Origin of the sequence: Nonomuraea sp. ZG12 (assembly GCF_052068115.1) — a bacterium.
Taxonomy (GTDB): Bacteria; Actinomycetota; Actinomycetes; order Streptosporangiales; family Streptosporangiaceae; genus Nonomuraea.
The window spans coordinates 502,554-524,398 of the sequence record NZ_JBQHCW010000001.1; the positions used below are offsets into that span (position 1 = coordinate 502,554).

The 21,845-nt window shown below is 69.4% G+C and carries 16 protein-coding genes and 1 tRNA gene; 6 read left to right on the forward strand and 11 right to left on the reverse strand.

Annotation, left to right across the window (positions count from 1 at the left end; genetic code table 11):
- Positions 1–322: 322 nt before the first annotated feature.
- The gene (locus ACTMTF_RS02335) at positions 323–1,855 is read right to left on the reverse strand and encodes a bis-aminopropyl spermidine synthase family protein (RefSeq protein WP_441108985.1); all 1,533 of its coding nucleotides are present in this window, start codon (positions 1,853–1,855) and stop codon (positions 323–325) included.
- A 184-nt stretch (positions 1,856–2,039) separates the two neighbouring features.
- Here ACTMTF_RS02335 and gltB point away from each other — a divergent pair, with 184 nt between their 5' ends.
- The 4 genes from gltB to pyk all read left to right on the forward strand — a co-directional run bounded on the left by gltB (position 2,040) and on the right by pyk (position 11,433).
- Positions 2,040–6,545 (forward strand): glutamate synthase large subunit, encoded by a 4,506-nt coding sequence (gltB, locus tag ACTMTF_RS02340; protein WP_441108986.1) that lies wholly within the window; start codon positions 2,040–2,042, stop codon positions 6,543–6,545.
- 12 nt (positions 6,546–6,557) lie between these two features.
- Positions 6,558–8,036 carry a glutamate synthase subunit beta gene (locus tag ACTMTF_RS02345; protein ID WP_441108987.1) on the forward strand — a complete coding sequence of 493 codons (1,479 nt, stop codon included), beginning with the start codon at positions 6,558–6,560 and terminating at the stop codon, positions 8,034–8,036.
- 163 nt (positions 8,037–8,199) lie between these two features.
- The gene (locus ACTMTF_RS02350; RefSeq protein WP_441108988.1) at positions 8,200–9,852 is read left to right on the forward strand and encodes a S8 family peptidase; all 1,653 of its coding nucleotides are present in this window, start codon (positions 8,200–8,202) and stop codon (positions 9,850–9,852) included.
- 150 nt (positions 9,853–10,002) lie between these two features.
- The gene (gene pyk, locus ACTMTF_RS02355) at positions 10,003–11,433 is read left to right on the forward strand and encodes a pyruvate kinase (RefSeq protein ID WP_397000750.1); all 1,431 of its coding nucleotides are present in this window, start codon (positions 10,003–10,005) and stop codon (positions 11,431–11,433) included.
- A gap of 96 nt (positions 11,434–11,529) precedes the next feature.
- Here the strand turns inward: pyk and dapD are convergent, their stop codons facing one another.
- From dapD to ACTMTF_RS02370, 3 genes are all read right to left on the reverse strand, one after another.
- Positions 11,530–12,498, reverse strand: a complete 969-nt coding sequence (gene dapD / locus ACTMTF_RS02360) for a 2,3,4,5-tetrahydropyridine-2,6-dicarboxylate N-succinyltransferase (protein ID WP_441108989.1) — start codon at positions 12,496–12,498, stop codon at positions 11,530–11,532.
- A gap of 29 nt (positions 12,499–12,527) precedes the next feature.
- Positions 12,528–12,947 carry a pyridoxamine 5'-phosphate oxidase family protein gene (locus ACTMTF_RS02365; protein ID WP_441108990.1) on the reverse strand — a complete coding sequence of 140 codons (420 nt, stop codon included), beginning with the start codon at positions 12,945–12,947 and terminating at the stop codon, positions 12,528–12,530.
- Positions 12,948–13,238: 291 nt separating this feature from the next.
- Positions 13,239–13,322: transfer RNA gene (locus tag ACTMTF_RS02370), tRNA-Leu, on the reverse strand.
- A 105-nt stretch (positions 13,323–13,427) separates the two neighbouring features.
- Between ACTMTF_RS02370 and ACTMTF_RS02375 the strand changes: the two genes are divergently transcribed.
- A complete protein-coding gene (locus tag ACTMTF_RS02375) occupies positions 13,428–14,012 on the forward strand; it encodes an ANTAR domain-containing response regulator (protein ID WP_397000744.1) in 585 nt (194 codons plus the stop codon).
- Here ACTMTF_RS02375 and ACTMTF_RS02380 read toward each other — a convergent pair.
- Positions 14,009–14,863: a hypothetical protein gene (locus ACTMTF_RS02380; RefSeq protein ID WP_441108991.1), complete on the reverse strand. Its 855-nt coding sequence runs from the start codon at positions 14,861–14,863 to the stop codon at positions 14,009–14,011. The genes ACTMTF_RS02375 and ACTMTF_RS02380 overlap by 4 nt on opposite strands.
- A 191-nt stretch (positions 14,864–15,054) precedes the next feature.
- On the opposite strand from ACTMTF_RS02380, the gene ACTMTF_RS02385 reads away from it, so the two are divergent.
- Positions 15,055–16,350 (forward strand): ABC transporter substrate-binding protein, encoded by a 1,296-nt coding sequence (locus tag ACTMTF_RS02385; RefSeq protein WP_397000740.1) that lies wholly within the window; start codon positions 15,055–15,057, stop codon positions 16,348–16,350.
- 73 nt (positions 16,351–16,423) lie between these two features.
- Here the strand turns inward: ACTMTF_RS02385 and ACTMTF_RS02390 are convergent, their stop codons facing one another.
- The 6 genes from ACTMTF_RS02390 to ACTMTF_RS02415 all read right to left on the reverse strand — a co-directional run bounded on the left by ACTMTF_RS02390 (position 16,424) and on the right by ACTMTF_RS02415 (position 21,741).
- Positions 16,424–16,825 carry a hypothetical protein gene (locus tag ACTMTF_RS02390; RefSeq protein ID WP_441108992.1) on the reverse strand — a complete coding sequence of 134 codons (402 nt, stop codon included), beginning with the start codon at positions 16,823–16,825 and terminating at the stop codon, positions 16,424–16,426.
- Positions 16,826–16,974: 149 nt separating this feature from the next.
- On the reverse strand, positions 16,975–17,772 hold the full coding sequence (locus ACTMTF_RS02395) for an ABC transporter ATP-binding protein (protein WP_397000736.1): 798 nt from the start codon (positions 17,770–17,772) through the stop codon (positions 16,975–16,977).
- A complete protein-coding gene (locus tag ACTMTF_RS02400) occupies positions 17,769–18,704 on the reverse strand; it encodes an ABC transporter ATP-binding protein (protein WP_441108993.1) in 936 nt (311 codons plus the stop codon). The genes ACTMTF_RS02395 and ACTMTF_RS02400 overlap by 4 nt, the downstream gene beginning before the upstream one ends.
- Positions 18,694–19,680 (reverse strand): branched-chain amino acid ABC transporter permease, encoded by a 987-nt coding sequence (locus ACTMTF_RS02405; RefSeq protein ID WP_441108994.1) that lies wholly within the window; start codon positions 19,678–19,680, stop codon positions 18,694–18,696. Before ACTMTF_RS02405 ends, ACTMTF_RS02400 begins: the two co-directional genes overlap by 11 nt.
- An 11-nt stretch (positions 19,681–19,691) precedes the next feature.
- On the reverse strand, positions 19,692–20,843 hold the full coding sequence (locus tag ACTMTF_RS02410; RefSeq protein ID WP_441108995.1) for a branched-chain amino acid ABC transporter permease: 1,152 nt from the start codon (positions 20,841–20,843) through the stop codon (positions 19,692–19,694).
- A 526-nt stretch (positions 20,844–21,369) separates the two neighbouring features.
- The gene (locus tag ACTMTF_RS02415) at positions 21,370–21,741 is read right to left on the reverse strand and encodes a PaaI family thioesterase (protein WP_397001546.1); all 372 of its coding nucleotides are present in this window, start codon (positions 21,739–21,741) and stop codon (positions 21,370–21,372) included.
- Positions 21,742–21,845: the final 104 nt, after the last annotated feature.

Here is a 21,845-nt window from a genome sequence, read left to right on the forward strand (position 1 = left end):
GCAAGCGCCGTCACGGCGAGAGATCACCCCACCCTCGGGACACGCCGCCAGCGCGCCCGATGGTGGGCCGGAGGCCGGTGTTCCCCGGGCCGCGCCGTACACAATGTCGCCCTCAGCCAACAGCGCGTCGCGCGCTGGGAGGGCGGCACGCCGAGCTGGCCCTGGCGCGACGGTGGGCCGGATGGCCACCAGGCAGGGCGCGGCACTTTGTGCCGTCAGGAGGTCAGGAGGTGAGGCGAGACGCCAATCCGGGCCTGGGGATGGGGGGGTTGGGTGGTGCGGTGGGCGGACTTCGGGCCTGGGGGGATCGCGGGGTTGGGGATCAGGTGGTGGTGGTGAGGGCGTGGATGGTGGTGGTGACTTGGGCGGGGAGGGAGGCCAGGTGGTGGAGGGGGGTTTCCAGGGGGGTGAGGTCTTCGGCCCAGGGGGCGGCCTGGCGGATGAGGGTGCGAGCCTCGTTCTTGGTGAGGGTGGAGCCCTGGGCGCGGGCCAGGGAGATGAGGGCCTCGCGCCAGGTGTTGGCGAGTTTGGCGTGGCCGTGGTCGAGGATGCGGCGCAGCACCTGGTCCTCGGGGTCCGCCGGCTGGGGGCGGCGGGTGGCGTGCAGGACGGTGCCGTCGGTGGTGCAGTCGTAGACGGTGGCCAGGACGGCGGGGAGGCGGGCCGGGGGTTCGGTCAGGTGGAGGTCGACGTGGGTGGCGCGGGTGGCGAGCAGGAGGCGGGGGACGGCGCTCTCCAGGCCGGCGGGCACGGCGACGGCCACGCTGCCGAGGGTGGCCGCGTAGGGCTTGGTCAGCCAGGTGGTGAGCTTGGCCCTGGGCTGGGGGAGGGACTTGGGCCAGTCGCCGACGAGGAGGTCGGCCGTGGAGGTGGCGGGCTCGGCACCGGTCCGGGTGGACTCGATCGACTGGGGGCCCTGCGTGTAGATGGCGGTGACGGCCCGGTCGAGGCGGGCGGCCGCGGCGGGGCGGGTTTTCGTGGTGGGGCGGAGAATGTAGAGGTCGGCGGCGGACCCGATGGCCTCCGCACCGAAATATCGGTTGAAATCCGGGTATATGGCGTCGAAAGTTAGGTTCAACGCCGCGAGCGAATTTTGCACTTTGAGGGCCAAGGCCGGGGTGCGCTCGCTCGCGCCGTAGGCGAGCAGGATCCGGCCGTCGTCCTTCAGGCCCTCGATCGCGCGGGCGGTGAACAGGCTGATGCCCTCAGGGGTGTACGGCGGATCGGTGATGGCCAGGTCGTGGTCGCGGGCCGACGGGGGCAGGGTGAGGCGCAGGTCTGCCCAGCGGGTGCGGACGCCCAGGTCCTGCTCGTCGATGTAGGCGAGGATGCGCTCGTCGACGTCGACCACCGTGACGTCCGTCTCCGGGTGGACGAGCTTGACGGCGAGCGAGGTGAGGTCGTGGTCGCCCACGCAGAGCAGCCGGGCGCCCGGCAGCCAGAACCGGGCGCCGAGCAGCAGGGCCCTGCGCAGGACGGTGTCGGGGGTGGCCGCCACGTGGTCGAGCGTGTGCCGGGCGCGTGGCGCCTTGGCGATGAGCTCGCCCAGGCGCTCCAGCACCGGCCCGTAGTGGGACAGGAGGTGGGCGACGGGGTCCTCGGGCGGAGGGGCGACGGCCAGCAGGTCCTGGTAGTCGGGGGAGTGCTCCGGCGGCACCCGGAACCGGTCGCCGGAGCGCTCCAGGCGCAGCTCCCGCAGCAGCTCCTCGATCGTGCGCCTGGACGTGGCGCTCTGCCTGACCAGGTCGGCCAGGGTCCACCACTGGCCGTCGCAGAGGAGGGTCAGGGCGTGCCTCAGCCTCCTGCTGTCCGCCCCGGCCGCATCCAGCAGGCGCTCCACCCCGTCACGCTCCATGGGGCAACCCTATCGAGGGCCAGAAGCTAAGCAGAATGTCCGGAAATGTGGTGAATGTTCGCTGGGTGGACAGGGCGGGCACCATTCTGGCAGCGTGCGGTAACCTCTATCGATACGCAGCAGGGCCAACGTCGTCCCCGCCTGTAAAGCAGTTCAGACAGACGAAGACGACGGGAGGGATTCAATGCCTGCTGCCCACCTCGGGTTCCCCGAGCCCCAGGGCCTCTACGACCCCGCGAACGAGCATGACGCCTGCGGTGTCGCGATGGTCGCCGACGTCGCTGGTCGCCGGGGGCACGACATCGTGGTCAAGGCGCTGACGGCACTGTGCAATCTCGATCACCGGGGGGCCAAGGGTAGCGAGCCGGACACCGGCGACGGAGCCGGGATCCTGACGCAGATCCCTGATGGGTTCTACCGGGCGAACGTGCCGTTCACCCTGCCCGAGAGCGGCCGGTACGCCACCGGCATCGCCTTCCTGCCGATCGACGACGAGGCTCGCGCGATCGGTGTCGGCATGATCGAGGAGATCGCCGCCGAAGAGGGCCTCACCGTGCTCGGCTGGCGGGACGTGCCGGTCGACCGCGCCCTGCCGGGGCCGAGCGCCCGCGCCGTGATGCCGTTCTTCAAGCAGATCTTCGTGTCCGCCCCCGGCGGCGAGTCCGGGCTGGAGCTCGACCGGCTCGCCTTCTGCCTGCGCAAGCGGGCCGAGCACGAGGTGGACGTGTACTTCACGTCCCTGTCGGCGCGGACGATCGTCTACAAGGGCATGCTCACCCCCGACCAGGTCGAGCCGTTCTTCCCCGACCTGTCCGACGAGCGCTACCACAGCGCGATCGCGCTGGTGCACTCGCGCTTCTCGACCAACACCTTCCCGAGCTGGCCGCTGGCCCACCCCTACCGTTACGTCGCGCACAACGGCGAGATCAACACGGTCAAGGGCAACCGCAACTGGATGCGGGCCCGCGAGGCCATGCTGGAGTCGTCCGTCATCCCGGGCGACCTGTCGCGGCTCTTCCCGATCTGCGACCCGGACGCCAGCGACACCGCCTCCTTCGACGAGGTGCTGGAGCTGCTCCACCTGGGCGGGCGCAGCCTGCCGCACGCCGTGCTGATGATGATCCCGGAGGCGTGGGAGAACCACACCGAGATGGATGCCGCGCGGCGCGCCTTCTACGAGTTCCACTCCTCGCTGATGGAGGCCTGGGACGGCCCGGCGTCGATCACGTTCACCGACGGCACGCTGGCCGGCGCCGTGCTCGACCGCAACGGCCTGCGCCCCGGCCGGTTCTGGGTGACCGCCGACGGACTCGTCGTGCTGGCCTCCGAGGCCGGCGTGCTCGACTTCGCGCCCGAGGACGTGGTCCGCAAGGGCCGCCTGCAGCCCGGCAGGATGTTCCTCATCGACACCGCCCGCGGCAAGATCATCGAGGACGACGAGATCAAGGCCGAGCTCGCCGCCGCGTTGCCGTACGAAGACTGGCTGCACGCCGGTCTGGTGCGCTTCGAGGAGCTGCCCGAGCGCCAGCGGGAGATCCCGACGCACGAGGCGCTCGTGAAGCGGCAGCAGACCTTCGGCTACACCGAGGAGGAGCTGCGCATCATCCTCGCGCCGATGGCCAGGTCCGGCATCGAGCCGATCGGCTCGATGGGCACCGACACGCCGGTCGCGGTGCTGAGCGAGAAGCCCAGGCTGCTGTTCGACTACTTCACGCAGCTGTTCGCGCAGGTCACCAACCCGCCGCTGGACGCCATCCGGGAAGAGCTGGTCACCTCCCTGGCCAGTGTCATCGGCCCCGAGGGCAACCTGCTCGACCCGGGCCCGACGTCCTGCCGGCAGCTGGTGCTGCCGTACCCGGTGATCGACAACGACGAGCTCGCCAAGATCATCCACATCAACGACGAGCATGACCTGCCCGGCTTCCACCCGCATGTGATCTCCGGCCTCTACCCGGTGGCGGGCGGCGGCCAGGCGCTGCTGACCCGCCTGCAGGAGATCAGGGCCGAGGCGTCGCGGGCGATCGCCGACGGCGCCCGGATCATCGTGCTGTCCGACCGCGGCTCCTCCGAGACCCTCGCGCCGATCCCGGCGCTGCTGCTCACCGGCGCCGTGCACCACCACCTGATCCAGGAGCGGACCCGTACGAAGATCGGCCTGGTCATCGAGACCGGCGAGGCCCGCGAGTGCCACCACATGGCGCTGCTGATCGGCTACGGCGCCGGCGCGGTGAACCCCTACCTTGCCATCGAGACCGTCGAGGACCTCGTCGACTCCGGCGTGCTGGCGATCGACAAGCGCAAGGCCGTGCGCAACCTCATCAAGGCCTACGGCAAGGGCGTCATCAAGGTGATGTCCAAGATGGGCGTGTCCACGGTCGCCTCCTACACCGGCGCGCAGATCTTCGAGGCGCTCGGCCTCAGCCAGGAGGTCATCGACTCCTGCTTCACCGGCACCACCTCCCGGCTCGGCGGCGTCGGCTTCGACGTGCTGGCCGGTGAGACGGCCGGGCGGCACCGGCACGCCTACCCGCGCGCGGAGAACCCGCACCGGCGGCTGCAGGTCGGCGGCGAGTACCAATGGCGCCGCGAGGGCGAGCCGCACCTGTTCAACCCGGAGACGGTCTTCAAGCTGCAGCACGCCACCAGGAGCCGCCGCTACGAGATCTTCAAGGAGTACACCGGCATGGTGGACTCCCAGGCCGAGCGGCTGATGACGCTGCGTGGCCTGTTCAAGCTGCGCAAGGGCGCCTCGATCCCGATCGAGGAGGTCGAGCCCGTCTCGGAGATCGTCAAGCGGTTCTCCACGGGCGCGATGTCGTACGGCTCGATCTCGATGGAGGCGCACGAGACGCTCGCCATCGCGATGAACCGCCTCGGCGGCAAGTCCAACACCGGCGAGGGCGGCGAGGACCCCGAGCGCCTGTACGACGACGCGCGCCGCAGCGCGATCAAGCAGGTGGCCTCCGGCCGGTTCGGGGTGACCTCCGAATACCTGGTGAACGCCTCGGACCTGCAGATCAAGATGGCCCAGGGCGCCAAGCCCGGCGAGGGCGGCCAGTTGCCGGGTCACAAGGTCTACCCGTGGATCGCCAAGACCAGGCACTCCACGCCGGGCGTCGGCCTCATCTCGCCGCCGCCGCACCACGACATCTACTCGATCGAGGACCTGGCCCAGCTCATCCACGACCTGAAGAACTCCAACCCGGAGTCGCGGGTGCACGTGAAGCTGGTCGCCGAGGTCGGGGTCGGCACGGTCGCGGCGGGCGTGTCCAAGGCGCACGCGGACGTGGTGCTGATCTCCGGCCACGACGGCGGCACCGGGGCGTCCCCGCTGACGAGCCTCAAGCACGCGGGCGCGCCGTGGGAGCTCGGCCTGGCCGAGACGCAGCAGACGCTGCTGCTCAACAACCTGCGCGACCGGATCGTGGTGCAGGTCGACGGCCAGCTCAAGACCGGCCGTGACGTGGTCATCGCCGCGCTCCTCGGCGCCGAGGAGTACGGCTTCGCCACCGCGCCGCTGGTCGTGTCCGGCTGCGTGATGATGCGGGTGTGTCACCTCGACACCTGCCCGGTGGGCGTCGCCACCCAGAACCCGGAGCTGCGCAAGCGCTTCACCGGCAAGCCCGAGTTCGTGGTCAACTTCTTCGAGTTCATCGCCGAGGAGATCCGCGAGTACCTCGCCGAGCTGGGCTTCCGCACGCTCGACGAGGCGATCGGGCACGTGGAGATGCTCGACATGGCGGCGGCCGAGAACCACTGGAAGGCCAGCGGGCTCGACCTGTCGCCGATCCTGCACCTGCCGGAGCTGCCCAGCGGCACCCCGCTGCGGCGCACCGTCGCGCAGGACCACGGCCTGCGGCACGCGCTGGACAACACGCTGATCCAGCTGGCCGAGGGCGCGCTTCGCGACGGCACCCCGGTGACGCTGGAGCTGCCCATCCGCAACGTGAACCGGACCGTCGGCACCATGCTCGGCTACCAGGTCACCAAGCGGTACGGCGGCGCGGGCCTGCCGGACAACACCATCGACATCTCCTTCACCGGTTCGGCCGGCAACTCCTTCGGCGCGTTCGTGCCCCGCGGCATCACGCTGCGGCTCACCGGCGACGCCAACGACTACCTCGGCAAGGGGCTGTCGGGCGGTCGGCTCACGCTGCGCCCGCACGAGGCGGCTCCGCTGGACGGGCACATCATCGCCGGCAACGTCGCGCTGTACGGCGCCACGTCCGGAGAGGTGTTCATCCGGGGAGTGGTGGGGGAGCGGTTCTGCGTCCGCAACTCCGGCGCCACCGCCGTCGTCGAGGGCGTCGGCGACCACGGCTGCGAGTACATGACCGGCGGCACCACGGTGGTGCTCGGCCCGACCGGGCGCAACTTCGCGGCCGGCATGTCCGGCGGCGTCGCCTACCTGCTCGACCTCAAGGCCGAGCGGGTCAACCGGGAGATGGTCGCCCTGGAGGCGCTCACCGAGCAGGACGCGGAGTTCCTCAAGGAGACCGTGGAGAAGCACTTCGCCGAGACCGGCTCGCCGGTGGCCAAGCAGTTGCTGGCCGACTGGGACGACGCGCTCGCCCGGTTCGGCAAGATCATGCCGACCGATTACAAGCGGGTCATGGAGGCCGCCGAGGCCGCCCGGATCGAAGGCAGGGACATCGACGAGGCCGTCATGGCGGCTGCGGTGCAGGGATAGGGAGGCGTACCGATGGCTGACCCCAAGGGTTTTCTCACGCACGAACGGGAGCTGCCGGCGCGCCGTCCCGTGGACGTCCGCATCGGCGACTGGCAGGAGGTCTACCAGGACTTCCCGCAGGAGAAGCTGACCAAGCAGGCGGCCCGCTGCATGGACTGCGGCATCCCGTTCTGCCACAACGGCTGCCCGCTGGGCAACCTCATCCCCGAGTGGAACGACCTGGTCCACCGGACCGACTGGCGGGAGGCGATCGAGCGGCTGCACGCCACGAACAACTTCCCGGAGTTCACCGGCAGGCTCTGCCCGGCTCCGTGCGAGGCGGCGTGCGTGCTCGGCATCAACTCCGACCCGGTGGCGATCAAGCGGGTCGAGGTCGAGATCATCGACCGCGCGTTCGCCGAGGGCTGGGTGACGCCGCAGCCCGCGGCCCGCAGGACGGGCAAGCGGGTCGCGGTGGTCGGCTCCGGCCCCGCCGGGCTGGCCGCCGCCCAGCAGCTCACCCGGGCGGGCCACGACGTGGTGGTGTTCGAACGGGCCGACCGCGTCGGCGGGCTGCTCCGGTACGGCATCCCCGAGTTCAAGATGGAGAAGCGGCACATCGAGCGCCGCCTGGAGCAGATGCGGGCGGAGGGCACCGAGTTCCGCACCGGCGTGAACGTCGGCGTCGACGTCACCGCCGCCGAGCTGCGCGCGGAGTTCGACGCCGTGGTGCTGTCGGGCGGCGCCACCGCCTGGCGTGACCTGCCGGTGCCGGGCCGCGACCTCAAGGGCGTCTACCAGGCGATGGAGTATCTCCCCCTGTCCAACAAGGTGCAGGAGGGCGACTACGCCACCCCGCCGGTGTCCGCCGAGGGCAAGCACGTCGTGGTGATCGGCGGCGGCGACACCGGGGCCGACTGCATCGGCACCGCGATCAGGCAGGGCGCGGCCTCCGTCACCCAGCTGGAGATCATGCCGCAGCCGCCCGCCACCAGGGCGGCGAACCAGCCGTGGCCCACCTTCCCCATCCTGTTCAAGATGGAGAGCGCGCACGAGGAGCTCGCCGAGGGCCAGGGAGAGCGCGTCTACGCGGTCTCCACCACCGAGTTCGCCGGCGACGCCGACGGCAACGTCCGGGCGCTGCGCCTGGTCGAGGTCGAGGGCCCGCAGAACGGGTTCAAGCCGGTCCCCGGCAGCGAGCGGGAGATCCCCGCCGAGCTGGTCACGCTGGCGATGGGCTTCCTCGGCCCGGAGAAGGGCGCGCTGCTGCAGGACCTCGCGGTGCTGGCGGGCGACGGGTTCTACGACGCGCGGGGCAACGTCTCGCGGGACAAGACGTACATGTCCAAGGTCGACGGCGTGTTCGTGGCCGGCGACATGGGACGCGGGCAGTCGCTGATCGTGTGGGCCATCGCCGAGGGCCGCGCCGCCGCCAGCGGCGTCGACCGGTTCCTCACCGGCGAGACGGCCCTGCCGTACCCGATCCTGCCGACGGCGCGTCCGCTGGTGTAGCGACGTGGGGGAGCGCCCGCCCCTCCGGGGGCGGGCGTTTTTCATGCTTCTTGTACGGTTTGCGCGCGGGGCGAGACATGCCAAAGCGTGTGCACAGAGTTGCATCACCTGATGACTGCCGGGAAGATGCCCTTTCTAGGGGATTGCGGAGGATGGGGGAAGAATGCGGAGAATTTTCTCCTGCCTCGCGGCCACGGTCCTCGCGGCCTCGCTCACCGCCTGCGCGTCCGTCACCGCCCAGCAGGCCGGCGGCCAGACCGTACGGGGAGCCCAGGCGGAGTATCTGGTCTTCTACGCCGACGGCCGGCAGGCCGACGCGCTCGACCTCATCAAGGGCGCGGGCGGCACCGCCCTGCACACCTCCGCCAAGCTCGGGTACGTACTCGCCCGAGCCGGAGCCACGTTCGCCGAGGTCGTCGGCTCGGACCCGGCGATCGTCGGCGTCTCCACCGACCGCCGGATCGGTTACGCCTCCGCCGCCGGCTCCGCGCGCGCCTTCCCCGACGCCGGCTCCTTCACCAGGAGCAGCCGGAGTGACCCGCTCTCCGGCCGCCAGTGGGACATGAAGATGATCGGCGCCGACCGCGCGCACGCCAAGGCGCCGGGCAGCCACAAGGTGCTCGTCGGCGTCATCGACACCGGCATCGACGGCAAGCACCCCGACATCGCCCCGAACTTCAACCGCGAGCTCAGCCGCAACTTCGTCACTGACAAGCCCAAGGACGAAAAGGGCGAGACCCTCGACGGGCCCTGTGAGACCAGCGACTGCAAGGACGCGGTCGACCAGGACGACGACGGTCACGGCACGCACGTCGCCAGCACCATCGCCTCCCCGATCAACGGCATCGGGATCGCCGGAGTGGCGCCGGGCGTGCAGCTCGTCAACATCAGGGCGGGTCAGGATTCCGGCTTCTTCTTCCTCAAGGCCAGCCTCGACGCCCTCACCTACGCCGCCGACATCGGCGTCGACGTGGTCAACATGAGTTACTACGTCGACCCCTGGCTGTTCAACTGCCGGAACAACCCCTCCGACAGCGCCAAGGAGCGGCTGGAGCAGCGCGCCATCATCACCGGCATGCAGCGGGCCCTCGACTACGCCCGCCAGAAGGGCGTCACCCTCGTCTCCGCCCTCGGCAACGGCGCCACCGACCTCGGCAAGCCCAAGCTGGACGAGGCCAGCCCCGGTTACCCGCGCGGCGGGGAGCGGGTCCGCAAGGTCGACAACTCCTGCCTCAACGTGCCCGCCGAGTCCGCCGGCGTCATCTCGATCTCCTCCGTCGGCCCCTCCGGCCGCAAGGCCGTCTACAGCGACTACGGCATCGAACAGACCGACCTGTCGGCGCCCGGCGGCGACGCCCTGGACGGCAAGGCCGCCTCACCCGCCCGCTCGATCCTGGCCGCGGCCCCCGAGGCCGTGCTGCGCGCCAAGGGCAGGATCGACAAGTCCGGCAAGCCCAGGACCGCCGACGTCCTGCGCGACTGCACCCGCGGGCCCTGCTCCTACTACCAGTATCTCGACGGCACCTCCATGGCAGCACCGCACGCCACCGGCGTCGCCGCCATCCTGATCAGCCGCTTCGGCAAGCCCGGCAAGGCGGGCAGATCCGGCAAGGAAGGCGTCACCCTCTCGCCGGCCAAGGTCGAGGACTACCTCTACCGGACCGCCACGGCCAAACCCTGCCCATCGCCGCGCGCGTACGAATACGATCTCCTCGGCGACAAGGAGACCCACCTCTGCGAAGGCGACGCGAAGAAGAACGGCTTCTTCGGCCGGGGCATCGTCGACGCCTACAAGGCGGCCACCTTCGAGCCGTGAACGTACGGCCACGATGGGCGTCCGCTTCCCGGAGCAATACCCGAACTTGACCCGCCCGGCAGTCGCCGTTGCCGTGCTGTTGTCCTATCTCGGGTACGTTCTGCGTCGTCAATGACTGCCAAGTGGTCTGTACCAATTAAGGTAGGACTCGTGACTCGTCGCGCGAAAATCGTCTGCACTCTAGGTCCAGCCACGTCCTCTCCTGAACGCCTGCGCGAGCTCATCGCAGCGGGCATGGACGTCGCACGGTTCAACCTCAGCCATGGTGATCATGACTTGCACCGCGAGGTCTACGACCGGGTCAGGGAGGTGGCGGCCGACCTGGGCCGCGGCGTAGGCGTGCTGGCCGACCTGCAGGGTCCCAAGATCCGCGTGGGCAGGTTCGAGGAGGGCCCGGTCCGGCTCGGTTTCGGTGACGTCTTCACCATCACCGCCGAAGACGTCCCCGGTGACCGCGAGCAGGTCTCCACCACCTACAAGGGACTGCCGGGCGACGTGCGCCCCGGCGACACCATCCTGGTCGACGACGGACGCCTCGTCCTGGAGGCCACCCGGATCGACGGCGACCGGGTCGTCACCCGCGTCGTCATCGGCGGCATGATCTCCGACAACAAGGGCCTCAACCTGCCCGGCATCAACGTCAGCGCGCCCGCCCTCACCGACAAGGACGAGGCCGACCTGCGCTGGGCGCTGCGCACCGGCTGCGACATGATCGCCCTGTCGTTCGTCCGCCGCCCCTCCGACGCCGACGTGGTGCGCAACATCATGGAGCAGGAGGCCGTCCGGCTGCCGCTGCTCGCCAAGATCGAGAAGCCGCAGGCCGTCGAGCGCCTGCCGGAGATCATCGAGGCCTTCGACGGCATCATGGTCGCCCGCGGCGACCTCGGCGTCGAGCTGCCCCTGGAGCAGGTCCCCATCGTCCAGCGGCGCATCATCGAGCTGTGCCGGGAGAAGGCCCGCCCGGTCATCGTCGCCACCCAGATGCTCGACTCGATGATGAGCGCCCCCCGGCCCACCCGCGCCGAGGCCTCCGACGTCGCCTACGCCGTGATGGACGGCGCCGACGCCGTCATGCTGTCGGGCGAGACCTCGGTCGGCAACTATCCGATCGAGGCGGTCTCCACCATGGACCGCATCTCCTGCGCCGCCGAGAAGGCCTACCTGCAGGCCACCCACACCCTGGAGCGCATGCCGGAGACCACCGGCGGCGCCATCGCCCGCGCGGCCGCCGAGGTCGGCGCCATCGTCGGCGCCAAGGCGCTGGTGGCCTTCACCATGTCCGGCGAGACCGCCCGCCGCCTGGCCCGCTACCGCTCCCCGATCCCGCTGCTGGCCTTCACGTCCTCCCCGCACGTGCGCGGCCAGCTGTCGCTGACCTGGGGGGTGGAGACGTTCCAGGTGCCGTTCGTGCACCACACCGACGACATGGTCCGGCAGGTGGAGGCGTCCCTGCTGTCCCTGGGGCGTCTGGAGAAGGGCGACAAGGTGGTCATCGTGGCCGGCTCGCCTCCCGGGACCCACGGCTCCACCAACGCGCTGCGCGTGCACACCATCGGCTCCGCGGTGTCCCACGCGAACTGACCGTAGAGGGTCGAAAGGGCCGCACTGTCCGTGCGGCCCTTCGCGTTCAGCCGACCGGCTGCCCTGCGTGTACGAGCGCGGCGGCCCGCGCCGGTGTCAGTTGGCGTGCAACGCGGCGTTGAGCTTGACGCCGCCGCTGGTGCGGGGGACGGCCTCCACCGCGCCGGACTGGGAGTTGCGGCGCAGCAGGATCCCGCTGGTGCCCGACAGCCGCTCGGCCTTGACGACGTCGCCGTCGGGCAGAGCCACCTTGGTGCCGGCCGTGACGTACAGCCCGGCCTCCACCACGCAGTCGTCGCCCAGGCTGATGCCGATGCCGGCGTTCGCGCCGAGCAGGCAGCGCTCACCGATGGAGATGACCTGCGTGCCGCCGCCCGACAGGGTGCCCATGATGGAGGCGCCGCCGCCCACGTCGGAACCCTCGCCGACGATCACGCCGGCCGAGATCCTGCCCTCCACCATGGACGCGCCGAGCGTGCCGGCGTTGTAGTTGACGAAGCCCTCGTGCATGACCGTGGTGCCGGCGGCCAGGTGGGCGCCCAGGCGCACCCGGTCGGCGTCGGCGATCCGCACGCCCGTGGGCATCACGTAGTCGACCATCCGCGGGAACTTGTCCACGCCGTGGACCGCGACCGCGCCCTTGGCGCTCAGCCGCAGCCGCAGTCGCGTCTGCTCGAAGTCCTCGACGGGACACGGCCCGTGGCTGGTCCACACGACGTTGGCGAGCTTGCCGAAGACGCCGTCGAGGTTCAGCCCGTGCGGGCGCACCAGGCGGCTGGACAGCAGGTGCAGCCGCAGGTAGACGTCGTGCGCGTCGAGCGGCGCCTCGGAGAGCTTGGCGATGCCGGTGCGGACCGCCACCACCTCGACGCCCCTGGCCGGGTCGGGGCCGATCAGGGAGGCCAGCTCCCCGGCCTCCTCGGCGGCGAGCCGCTCGGTGCCGGTCGCGGGCGGGTCGCCCAGCTCCGGCGCGGGGAACCAGGTGTCGAGTACGGTGCCGTCGGCGGCTATGGTGGCGAGCCCGACGCCGTAGGCGCCGGTCACAGTGGGATCGATAGCAGTCACGTACCTCAAAATACCGTGATGCGGCCCCGTCACAGCGCTCCGAGGTCGGCCGACAGCCACCGTTGCGGCGCCATCCTGAACGTCACCAGCGCGTGCGGGTCGGACCCCTCCACGTATCCCGGCAGGGCTTCGGGCGACAGGTAGCGCGCGGCGATCCGGGTGAGCTGCTCCAGCGTGGTGGGACCGGAGCCCACCACCGGCCCCTCGACCGACACGTAGCGGTAGGTCGGGCTGGTCCGCTGGACCAGCACGGTCAGCCGGCCCGCCTTGGCGATCAGGGCGGCCTTACGGGATTCCGCGCCCGTCAGGAACAGCAGGTCGCCACCCGGCACGTAGTCGTACCAGACGGGCACGCTCAGCGGCCCCCGCTCGGGCCCCGCGTCCACGGCCAGCCCGGCGATGTGCGGTTCGGCCAGGAACTCCACCCGCTCCCGCTCGCTCAACCCCATCACGCCCACCTCCGATGATCGCAACCTCACCGTGTACATCACCAGAGATGGACCGGCTACTCCACCTCGGCGCCGTGCGGAGCGCGGCTTACCCGTTCTTCGCCTCCCCATGACGCGACGCGTACCGAGCCGCCTCCGGCGTTTCGGCCCCGGCACAGATGTCGAGCCGCTCGACGGACTCGTGCACGACGAGGTAATGGAGGTGGCGTAGCAGTGGGTGGCGTGGTCGACGGTCTCACGAGGATGCATGCGGAGAGCATGCGGATCGTCACTGAAGGTCTCGACGGTGTGTGCCGGAAGCGGGACTCGAACCCGCACGCCCTTTCGAGCAGACGCTTTTGAGGCGTCAGTGTCTGCCTATTCCACCATTCCGGCTGATTTCCGGAATTGTCCGGAAAGTGCCGTACCTCGCCCCTGGCGTGGACCAGCGGAGGGCACCGGCGTGGATCTAATCTACCGGACATCGGTACTCTTGCGCTCGTGAGTACGCAGCGGCGAGTGGTGATCGCGGAAGACGAGGCACTGATCCGCCTCGATCTCAAGGAGATGCTTCAGGAAGACGGCTACGTCGTCGTGGGGGAGGCCGGTGATGGCGAGACAGCGATCCGGCTCGCCATGGAGGAGCGGCCCGATCTGGTCATCCTGGACGTCAAGATGCCGATTCTCGACGGCATCTCCGCCGCCGAGCGGATCGTGGCCGAGCGGGTGGCGCCGTGCCTGATCCTCACCGCGTTCTCCCAGCGTGACCTGGTCGAACGGGCCCGGGACGCGGGCGCGATGGCCTACCTCGTCAAGCCGTTCACCAAGGCCGACCTGGTGCCCGCGATCGAGATGGCGGTGAGCAGGCACGAGGAGATGGTGGCCCTGGCCGCCGAGGTGTCGAGCCTGTCGGAGCGGCTGGAGACCCGCAAGCTGGTCGAGCGGGCCAAGGGGCAGCTCATGGCCAAGCACGGGTGGAGCGAGCCGCAGGCCTTCCGGTGGATCCAGAAGGCGTCGATGGACCGCCGGCTGAGCATGCGCGAGGTTGCCCAGATCGTTATGGACGACGCGGCGGAGCGCGGCTAGGCGGGCTTCAGGCCGCAGACCTGCAAGGCGTAGTCGATGAGCCGCTCCTGCTCAGGCCGGGCCGGGGCGACGATGACCACGCGCTGCTCGCCTCCGTCGACGCTGGCCCGCACCGGGAACTGGAAGGCCTTCTTGGCCTCGGCGAAGGCGTGCGGGTCGCAGCGGCCGGGGGTGAGCTCGATCGGCGCCCGCGCCTCCCGCTCCCGCGCGTCCAGCTCCAGCAGCGGGCTGCCGTCGCCGACCGGGGTGGCGATGTAGTGGGTGGTGCCGCCGACGGAGTGCACGGCCACGGCGCCGGTGCCGCGGCGGGTCAGGATGAGGGTGCCGCGCATGGCCTCGCCCTCGCGCCGCCACTCGGGGTCGAAGGAGATCTCGGCCGCCTGCTTGATCAGGTGCTCGGCGCACTCGTCACGCACCAGCCTGGCCAGCAGCGGGTCGGGGTGCGGCACCTTGAACACCACCCGGCGCAGCTTCTGCTCGGACTCGGCGCGCAGGTGGGCCACCACGGTCGCGGGCCGCACCTCGGGCAGGCCCTCCGGCGGGCAGACGGCCTTGCCGTAGGGGGTGGGGATGTCCATCCTGTCCGTCCGCGGGATGGTGATGCCGGCCTTCTGCGGGGCGAGCGTGGCGAACGACGGGGTGACGACCTGCACGTCGGCGAAGTACACCGGTGTCGCGCTCGTGTTGCGGACGGCGACCTGCAGCACGTGCGCGGGCTCGTCGGAGCGCCATTGGCCGAAGGAGACCGACAGGCCGGCCGGCGGGGCGTCCGTGGGAGGGGGTGCGAGGGCCGATCCGCCGCACCCGGACACGAGCCCGGCGAGAACGAGCAAGACCATCGACTGCTTCACCTGACGAACCTTAGGCATGCCCTGGTTGCGGCCGTAAGTTGAGGACTGGTTACGACTCCGCATCCAAGTGCCGACAGTTCATCCGTATGACTGGCATGTACGTGCAGGCATTTTGTACGTTTCCGTCATTCGATCGGGTGTGCTCGGCGGTGCTGAGAGATCCCGGACCGTAAATGAAGGAGACAAACTTCATGATCCGCATTGCTCCCATGGGGCGGGCGCTAGCTGTCGTGGCTGCCACCGGCCTCGCCCTGACAGCTTGCGGTGGTGGCAGCGACACCGCCGCACCCTCCTCGCCCACGGCCGCCTCGTCCTCCGCCGCGGCTCCCGTGGCGCAGGGTGACGGCAAGCTCACCCTCGGCACCCTCCTGCCGCAGACCGGATCGCTGGCGTTCCTCGGCCCGCCCGAGTTCGCAGGGGTGGACCTGGCCATCAAGGAGATCAACGAGGCCGGTGGGGTGCTCGGCAAGGACGTGGAGAAGATCCACACGGACTCCGGCGACACCACCACGAACATCGCTTCGCAGTCCGTGGACAAGATGCTGGCGCAGAAGGCCGACGCCATCATCGGCGCGGCTTCCTCGTCGGTGTCGGAGTCGGTGATCGACAAGATCACGGGCGCCGGCGTGGTGCACTTCTCGCCCGCCAACACCTCCGACAAGTTCACCACCATCGCGGACAAGGGCCTGTACTTCCGCACCTCGCCGCCCGACAAGCTGCAGGGCCGGGTGCTCGGTGACCTGGTCGTGGCCGACGGCAACGACACGGTCGGCATCATGGCGATGCAGGACTCCTACGGCACCGGCCTGGCCGACCAGGTCGCCAAGACCGTCCAGGACAGTGGCGCCGAAGTGGTCGAGCGGGTCGACTACGACCCGAAGGCGGCGGACTTCGCCGCCGACATCGCCAAGATCAAGGCCAAGAACCCCAAGGGCATCGTGCTCATCGGCTTCGAGGAGACCGCCAAGGTCATCAATGAGCTGATCAAGCAGGGTCTGCCGGCCGACAAGCACAAGTGGTACATGGTCGACGGCAACACCTCGAACACGAACTACATCAAGATGCCCAAGGGCACCCTGACGGGCGTCAAGGGCACCATCCCTGGCGCCGCGGCTCCGGACGAGTTCCAGAAGAAGCTGCTGGCGGTCGACCCCGACCTTGAGGACTTCAGCTACGCGCCCGAGTCCTACGACGCCGCCAACCTGCTCGCGCTGGCCGCCGAGGCCGCCAAGAGCGACGTCGGCACCGACGTGGCGGCCAAGCTGATCGAGGTCAGCAAGGGCGGCGAGAAGTGCACGGACTTCAAGACCTGCAGCGAGCTGCTCAAGGCCGGCAAGGACATCGACTACGACGGCGTGAGCGGTCCGGTCGAGTTCAACGAGGCCGGTGACCCGGCCGTCGCGACCATCGGCATCTACCAGTACGGCGAGGACAACAAGTACGCCACCAAGGCCCTCGAGTACCGCACCGGCAACATCGCCGGCTAGTCGCTCGTGAGCTGAGACAACCCGCGAAGGGCCCGATCCTCCCCCCTGGGACCGGGCCCTTCTGCATGTCTGGCTACGTACAGCCTGTCCTGATTTGCCCCGCCGCGGCCCTGTAGCGCTTGAGGAGGGCCACCTGGCGCTGCCTGGGCACATCGGCCCGTGCCAGTCCCTCGGTCGCTGTCTGGACCGTACGGACGGCCGGGGAGAGGGAGGCCGGCAGGCGGGAACCGTACTGGAGCGTGATCCCGCGCACCTCGGAGAGCCGGCCGAGCAGGGCGTCCTCGAACTCCTGCTCCTGCTCGCTGCCCTCGGGGCCGAGCAGGAGGCCCGCGTAGCCGATGGCCGACACGACGCGCGCGCACGGGTCGTCGGCGGTGTCGCCGCCGGTGCTGTACATCCCGCCGGGGGCGGGGGTCTGCTGGCAGGCGGCGAGGGCGGGCAGGATGAGCACGATCGCCGCGAATCGTCGTAGCACATCACCCAGTAAAAACCGAGAAAGTGCTGTGGGGCGGTAAAAAGCGGAGAAGGGGCTGTGGGGCGGCAGAAAACGGAGAAGGGGCTCGCGGGGCAGTAAAAAACGGAGAAGGGGCTCGCGGGGAGCCCCTTCTCCGTTGCTTCGGGCGGTCAGGCCTTGGCGAGGGTGCCGAGGTAGAGCTGGATGACCTTGGGGTCCTGGGCGAGCTCGCGCCCGGTGCCGGTGTAGGCGTTGCGGCCCTGGTCCAGCACGTAGCCGCGGTGGCAGATCTGCAGGCAGCGCCTGGCGTTCTGCTCCACCATGATCACGGTCACGCCCGCCTTGTTGATCTGCTGGGCCTGGATGAACACCAGGTCCTGCAGCTTGGGCGACAGGCCCGCCGACGGCTCGTCCAGCAGCAGCACCGACGGCTCGGTCATGAGCGCCCTGGCCATCGCGACCATCTGCCGCTCGCCGCCCGACAGGGAGCCGGCGCGCTGCTTGCGCCGCTCCTTGAGCGCCGGGAACAGCTCGGCGACGAACTCGAAGCGCTCCTTGAACTTGCCGGGCACCTGGAAGGCGCCCATCTCGAGGTTCTCCTCGATGGTGAGGCTGGGGAAGACGTTGTTGGTCTGCGGGACGTAGCCGACCCCGCGTGAGACCAGCGAGTGCGCCTTCATGTTCGTGATGTCCTCACCCTTGAGCAGCACCGTGCCGCTGCGGATGTTGACCAGCCCGAACATGGCCTTGAGCAGGGTCGACTTACCGGCGCCGTTGGGGCCGATGATGCCGATCAGCTCGCCGTCGCCCACGTACAGGTCGGAGCCGTTGAGGATGTTGACGCCCGGCAGGTAGCCGGCGATCAGCTCGTCGCACCGCAGGACGGCGTTCTCCGCGCCGGCCAGGTGTGCGCTGCGGTCGGTGACCGCGGCCTGCGACTCGGGAGTGGATTCGGGGACGGCGTTCACTTCTTCGTCTCCTCCTCGGTCTCGGTGACGAGCTCCTTCTCGGCCTCGTGGAGCTGCTGTTCGAGCTCGTCCTCCGAGAGAGGGGCGTCGTGGTGGGCGCCCAGGTAGGCGTCGATGACCCGGTTGTCGGACATGATCGTGTCGGGTGGCCCTTCGGCGATGACGTTGCCCTGGGCCATGACGATCACCCAGTCGCTGATGTCGCGCACCATGTCCATGTCGTGCTCGACGAACAGCACGGTCATGCCCTGCTCGCGCAGGTCCTTGACGTGGCCGAGCAGTGACTGGGTGAGGGCCGGGTTGACGCCGGCCATGGGCTCGTCGAGCATGACCAGCTCGGGGCGGACCATGAGCGCGCGGGCCATCTCCAGCAGCTTGCGCTGGCCGCCGGAGAGCGACCCGGCGAAGTCCTCGCGCTTGGCGTCGAGCTTGAACCGGGCGAGCAACTCCTCGGCCCGCTCGGTGATCTCGTCCTCCTGGCCGCGCCACAGGCTCGGCACCAGGGCCCGCCAGAAGGTCTCACCCTTCTGCGACTGGGCGCCGAGCCGCATGTTCTCCAGCACCGTGAGCTTGGACAGCGCCTTGGTGAGCTGGAAGGTGCGGACCATGCCGGCGCGGGCCACCTTGTGCGCCGGCACGCCGTTCATGCTGCGGCCGTTGAACGTCCACTGGCCGGAGTCGGCGGTGTCGAAGCCGGTCAGCTGGTTGAAGAAGGTGGTCTTGCCGGCGCCGTTCGGGCCGATCAGCGCGGTGATGGAGCCGCGCTGGATCTCGACGTGCTGAACCTCGACCGCGGTGAGGCCGCCGAAGCGGCGCACCACGTTGTCGACCACCAGGATCGGGTCGGGCTTGGGCACGCCGGGTTCGCGGGCGAGATCTGCGAAGGCGGCCAGCGCCGCCGCCTTCTGATCTTTCGTGGTTTCAGCGTGCATCGATTGCTATCTCCCTCTTGTCCCCGAAGATGCCTTGTGGTCGGTAGACGAGCAAGAGGATCAGTCCGAGTCCGACCAGCAGGAAGCGGAACGGGCCCACCTGGGTGATGTCCATGAACGGGATGAACCCGGACTCGACAGCCCCGCTGAGCACGCCGTTGACCAGCACCAGCAGCACCCAGAAGATCATCGCACCGGCGACGGGGCCGAACACGCGGGCGGCGCCGCCGAGGATCACGATGGTGTAGGCGAAGAAGGTGGTCTCGGTGCCGAAGATGTCAGGCTGCACCGAGGCGTAGGCCAGGCCGTAGATGAAACCGCCGAGAGATCCGATGACGCCGCCGAGGATCAGCGACTGCATCTTGTAGGAGAAGACGTTCTTGCCCAGGCTGCGCACGGCGTCCTCGTCCTCACGGATCGCCTTGAGCACGCGGCCCCACGGGCTCTTCATGAGCAGATAGACGACGAGGCACGACAGGCCGACGAGGATCCAGCCGACGGTCAGCACCCAGAGCACCCGCTCGTTGAAGGTGAACCAGCCGAAGCCGTACGTCCCGTCGGGGTAGGGGTTGAGTTCGTAGAAGCCGTTGGAGAAGCCGCGCCGGCCGTCGGAGCCGCCGAAGACGTCCTTGAACGCCACCGAGCGGAAGATGAGCCTGACGATCTCGGCCGCCGCGATGGTGACGATGGCCAGATAGTCGGCCCTCAGTCGCAGCGTGGGGATGCCGAGCAGGAGGGCCAGCAGCACCGCGGCGGCCAGGCCGACCAGGATGCCGAGCCAGAACGGCAGCCCGATCACCGTGACGGTGACCGCCAGGCCGTACCCGGCGACGGCCAGGAACGCCGACTGCCCGAAGTTGAGCAGGCCGGTGTAGCCGAAGTGGATGTTGATGCCGATCGCGGCGAGCGCGTACCAGACCGTCTCGACGCCGATGGCGGCCTTGACGGTGGTGGAGATGATCGTGGTCCAGTCCATGGTTCCCCCCGTCAGCCGATTCGCTCGCGGCGGCCGAGGATGCCCTGCGGCCGGAAGAGGAGCACGATGATGAGCACGGCCAGCGCCCCGACGTTCTTGAGCTCCGGCGGTATCCACAGGGTGGACACCTGGACGAACAGGCCGACGATGATCGAGCCGACGAGCGCGCCGAAGGCGGTGCCCAGCCCGCCGAGCGTGACGCCGGCGAAGATGAGCAGCAGCAGGTCCTGGCCCATGGTGAACTTCAGGTTCTGCGACAGGCCGAGCATGATGCCGGCCAGGCCGGCGATGGCGCCGCCCATGGTCCAGATGATGCGGATGACCCGGTCGACGTTGATGCCGGAGGAGGCCGCGAGCGCCGGGTTGTCGGCCACGGCGCGGGCCGCCTTGCCGGTACGGGTGCGCAGCAGCGCGATGCCGACCACGACGAGGACGATCAGCTCGATGGCCATGGCGACGAGGTTCTTCGGCGAGGCGGAGATGGGGCCGAGCTCCATGCCGGGCTGGGCGTTGTACTGCACGAAGGAGTCGCTCTCACCGCCGAACACGATGAGGAACAGGTACCTCAGGAACAGCGCCACGCCGATCGAGACGATCATCGTGGCGATGATGCCGGTGCCCCGCCTGCGGAGTTGCCCCCAGAAGAACCTGTCCTGGGAGTAGCCGAGCCCGCCCGCAACGATGACGGCCAGGATGGCCGCGGGGATGAGATGCAGGCCGACGCCGCTGTTGAAGCCGTAGGCGAGCAGCGCGCCGAGCGTGACGAGCTCGCCGTGGGCGAAGTTGGTCAGGCCCGTGGTGCCGTAGATGAGGGAGAGGCCGAGCGCGGCGAGCGCGATGATCAACCCCAGGTTGAACCCCTCGAAGGTCAGCTGGGCCGCGCGCTGCCAGAAGGCGCTCGATGAGCCGCCGTCACCCGGCGGCGCGCCGTCGGCGCTCTTGGCCTGCAGGGCGTACAGCACGGAGGCCGGGTTTCCCTCGTACACGGTCGGCGTCCGCACGTTGTTGCCGCCGCGGATCTCCATGTTCTGCGGGAGGGTGCTGACATCAAGTGTGACCTTGTACGGTCCCGGTTCGGGGACCGGTACCTCCCATGCGCCCTGGGCGTTGCTGGTGACCTCCTGGACGGGTTGTCCGCTCTCGGTGGTCACGACGATTTTCACGCCGTTCACTGGCTGGCCTTGGAATTTGAGTGTTCCCCTCAGGCTCTGTTCCGGATCGGCCGCGTAGGCCGGAGCGGCGAGCACGAGTATGAGTCCACCCAGGAAGGCCGTGAACGCGATCACGGCTCTGCGCAATGGTGCTCCCTCAGATAGGTCAAGGCGGGGTTGTGCCCCTCCATCTCGACACGCGAGCATCGCAGGCACAAACTGGGATGCTGTGGCGGGAGCTTATTGCGGGTACGCCCGGTTCAGTATCGTTCGTCACCAATTAGTGACATGTGTGTGTCACTGATGTGAGCAAACAACGCGCCAGGTCAGGGGCTAAATGGGGGGTGACGCCTGGCGTGCTTACGGCGGGGTTTACGGGGTCCCCGCCTCGCTGGTAACGAGCCCGGGGGAGGCCTTTGGGGCCATATGAGGCAAATGCGACCTCACTGTTATCTACTCGGTCTCCCCGCGGGCTCTGCTGCCCATAACCGTAGCGAGAGAGGGTACTCTGCGCAAAGGGCACATTGGGGCAAAAGGTTCAGCGGTCGCGCAACATGCAGGTGAGGCGTGAGGTGCAGACCCGACGGCCCTGCTCGTCGGTGATCTCGATGTCGTACGTCGCCAGGGTGCGGCCGCCGTGCAACCGGGTGGCGACGCCCGTGACGTGACCCGACGTCGCCGACCGGTGATGGGTGGCGTTGATCTCGATGCCGACGGCGATCCGCTCGGGACCGGCGTGGATCGCGGCGGCGGTCGACCCCAGCGTCTCGGCGAGCACCACCGAGGCTCCGCCGTGCAGCAGCCCGTAGGGCTGGGTGTTGCCCGCCACCGGCATCCGGCCGGCCACGCGCTCGGCGCCGACCTCGGTGAACTCGATGCCCATCCGCTCGGCCACGGTGCCTTCGTGCATGGCCCTGATGTCGGCGAGTACCAGGGGATCCGTCTGCGTCAAAGGGACGCCTCCTATCGTTCGAGCTCGGGTTTTCTGTCGTGGGTGGAGACTAGGCTGCCTGT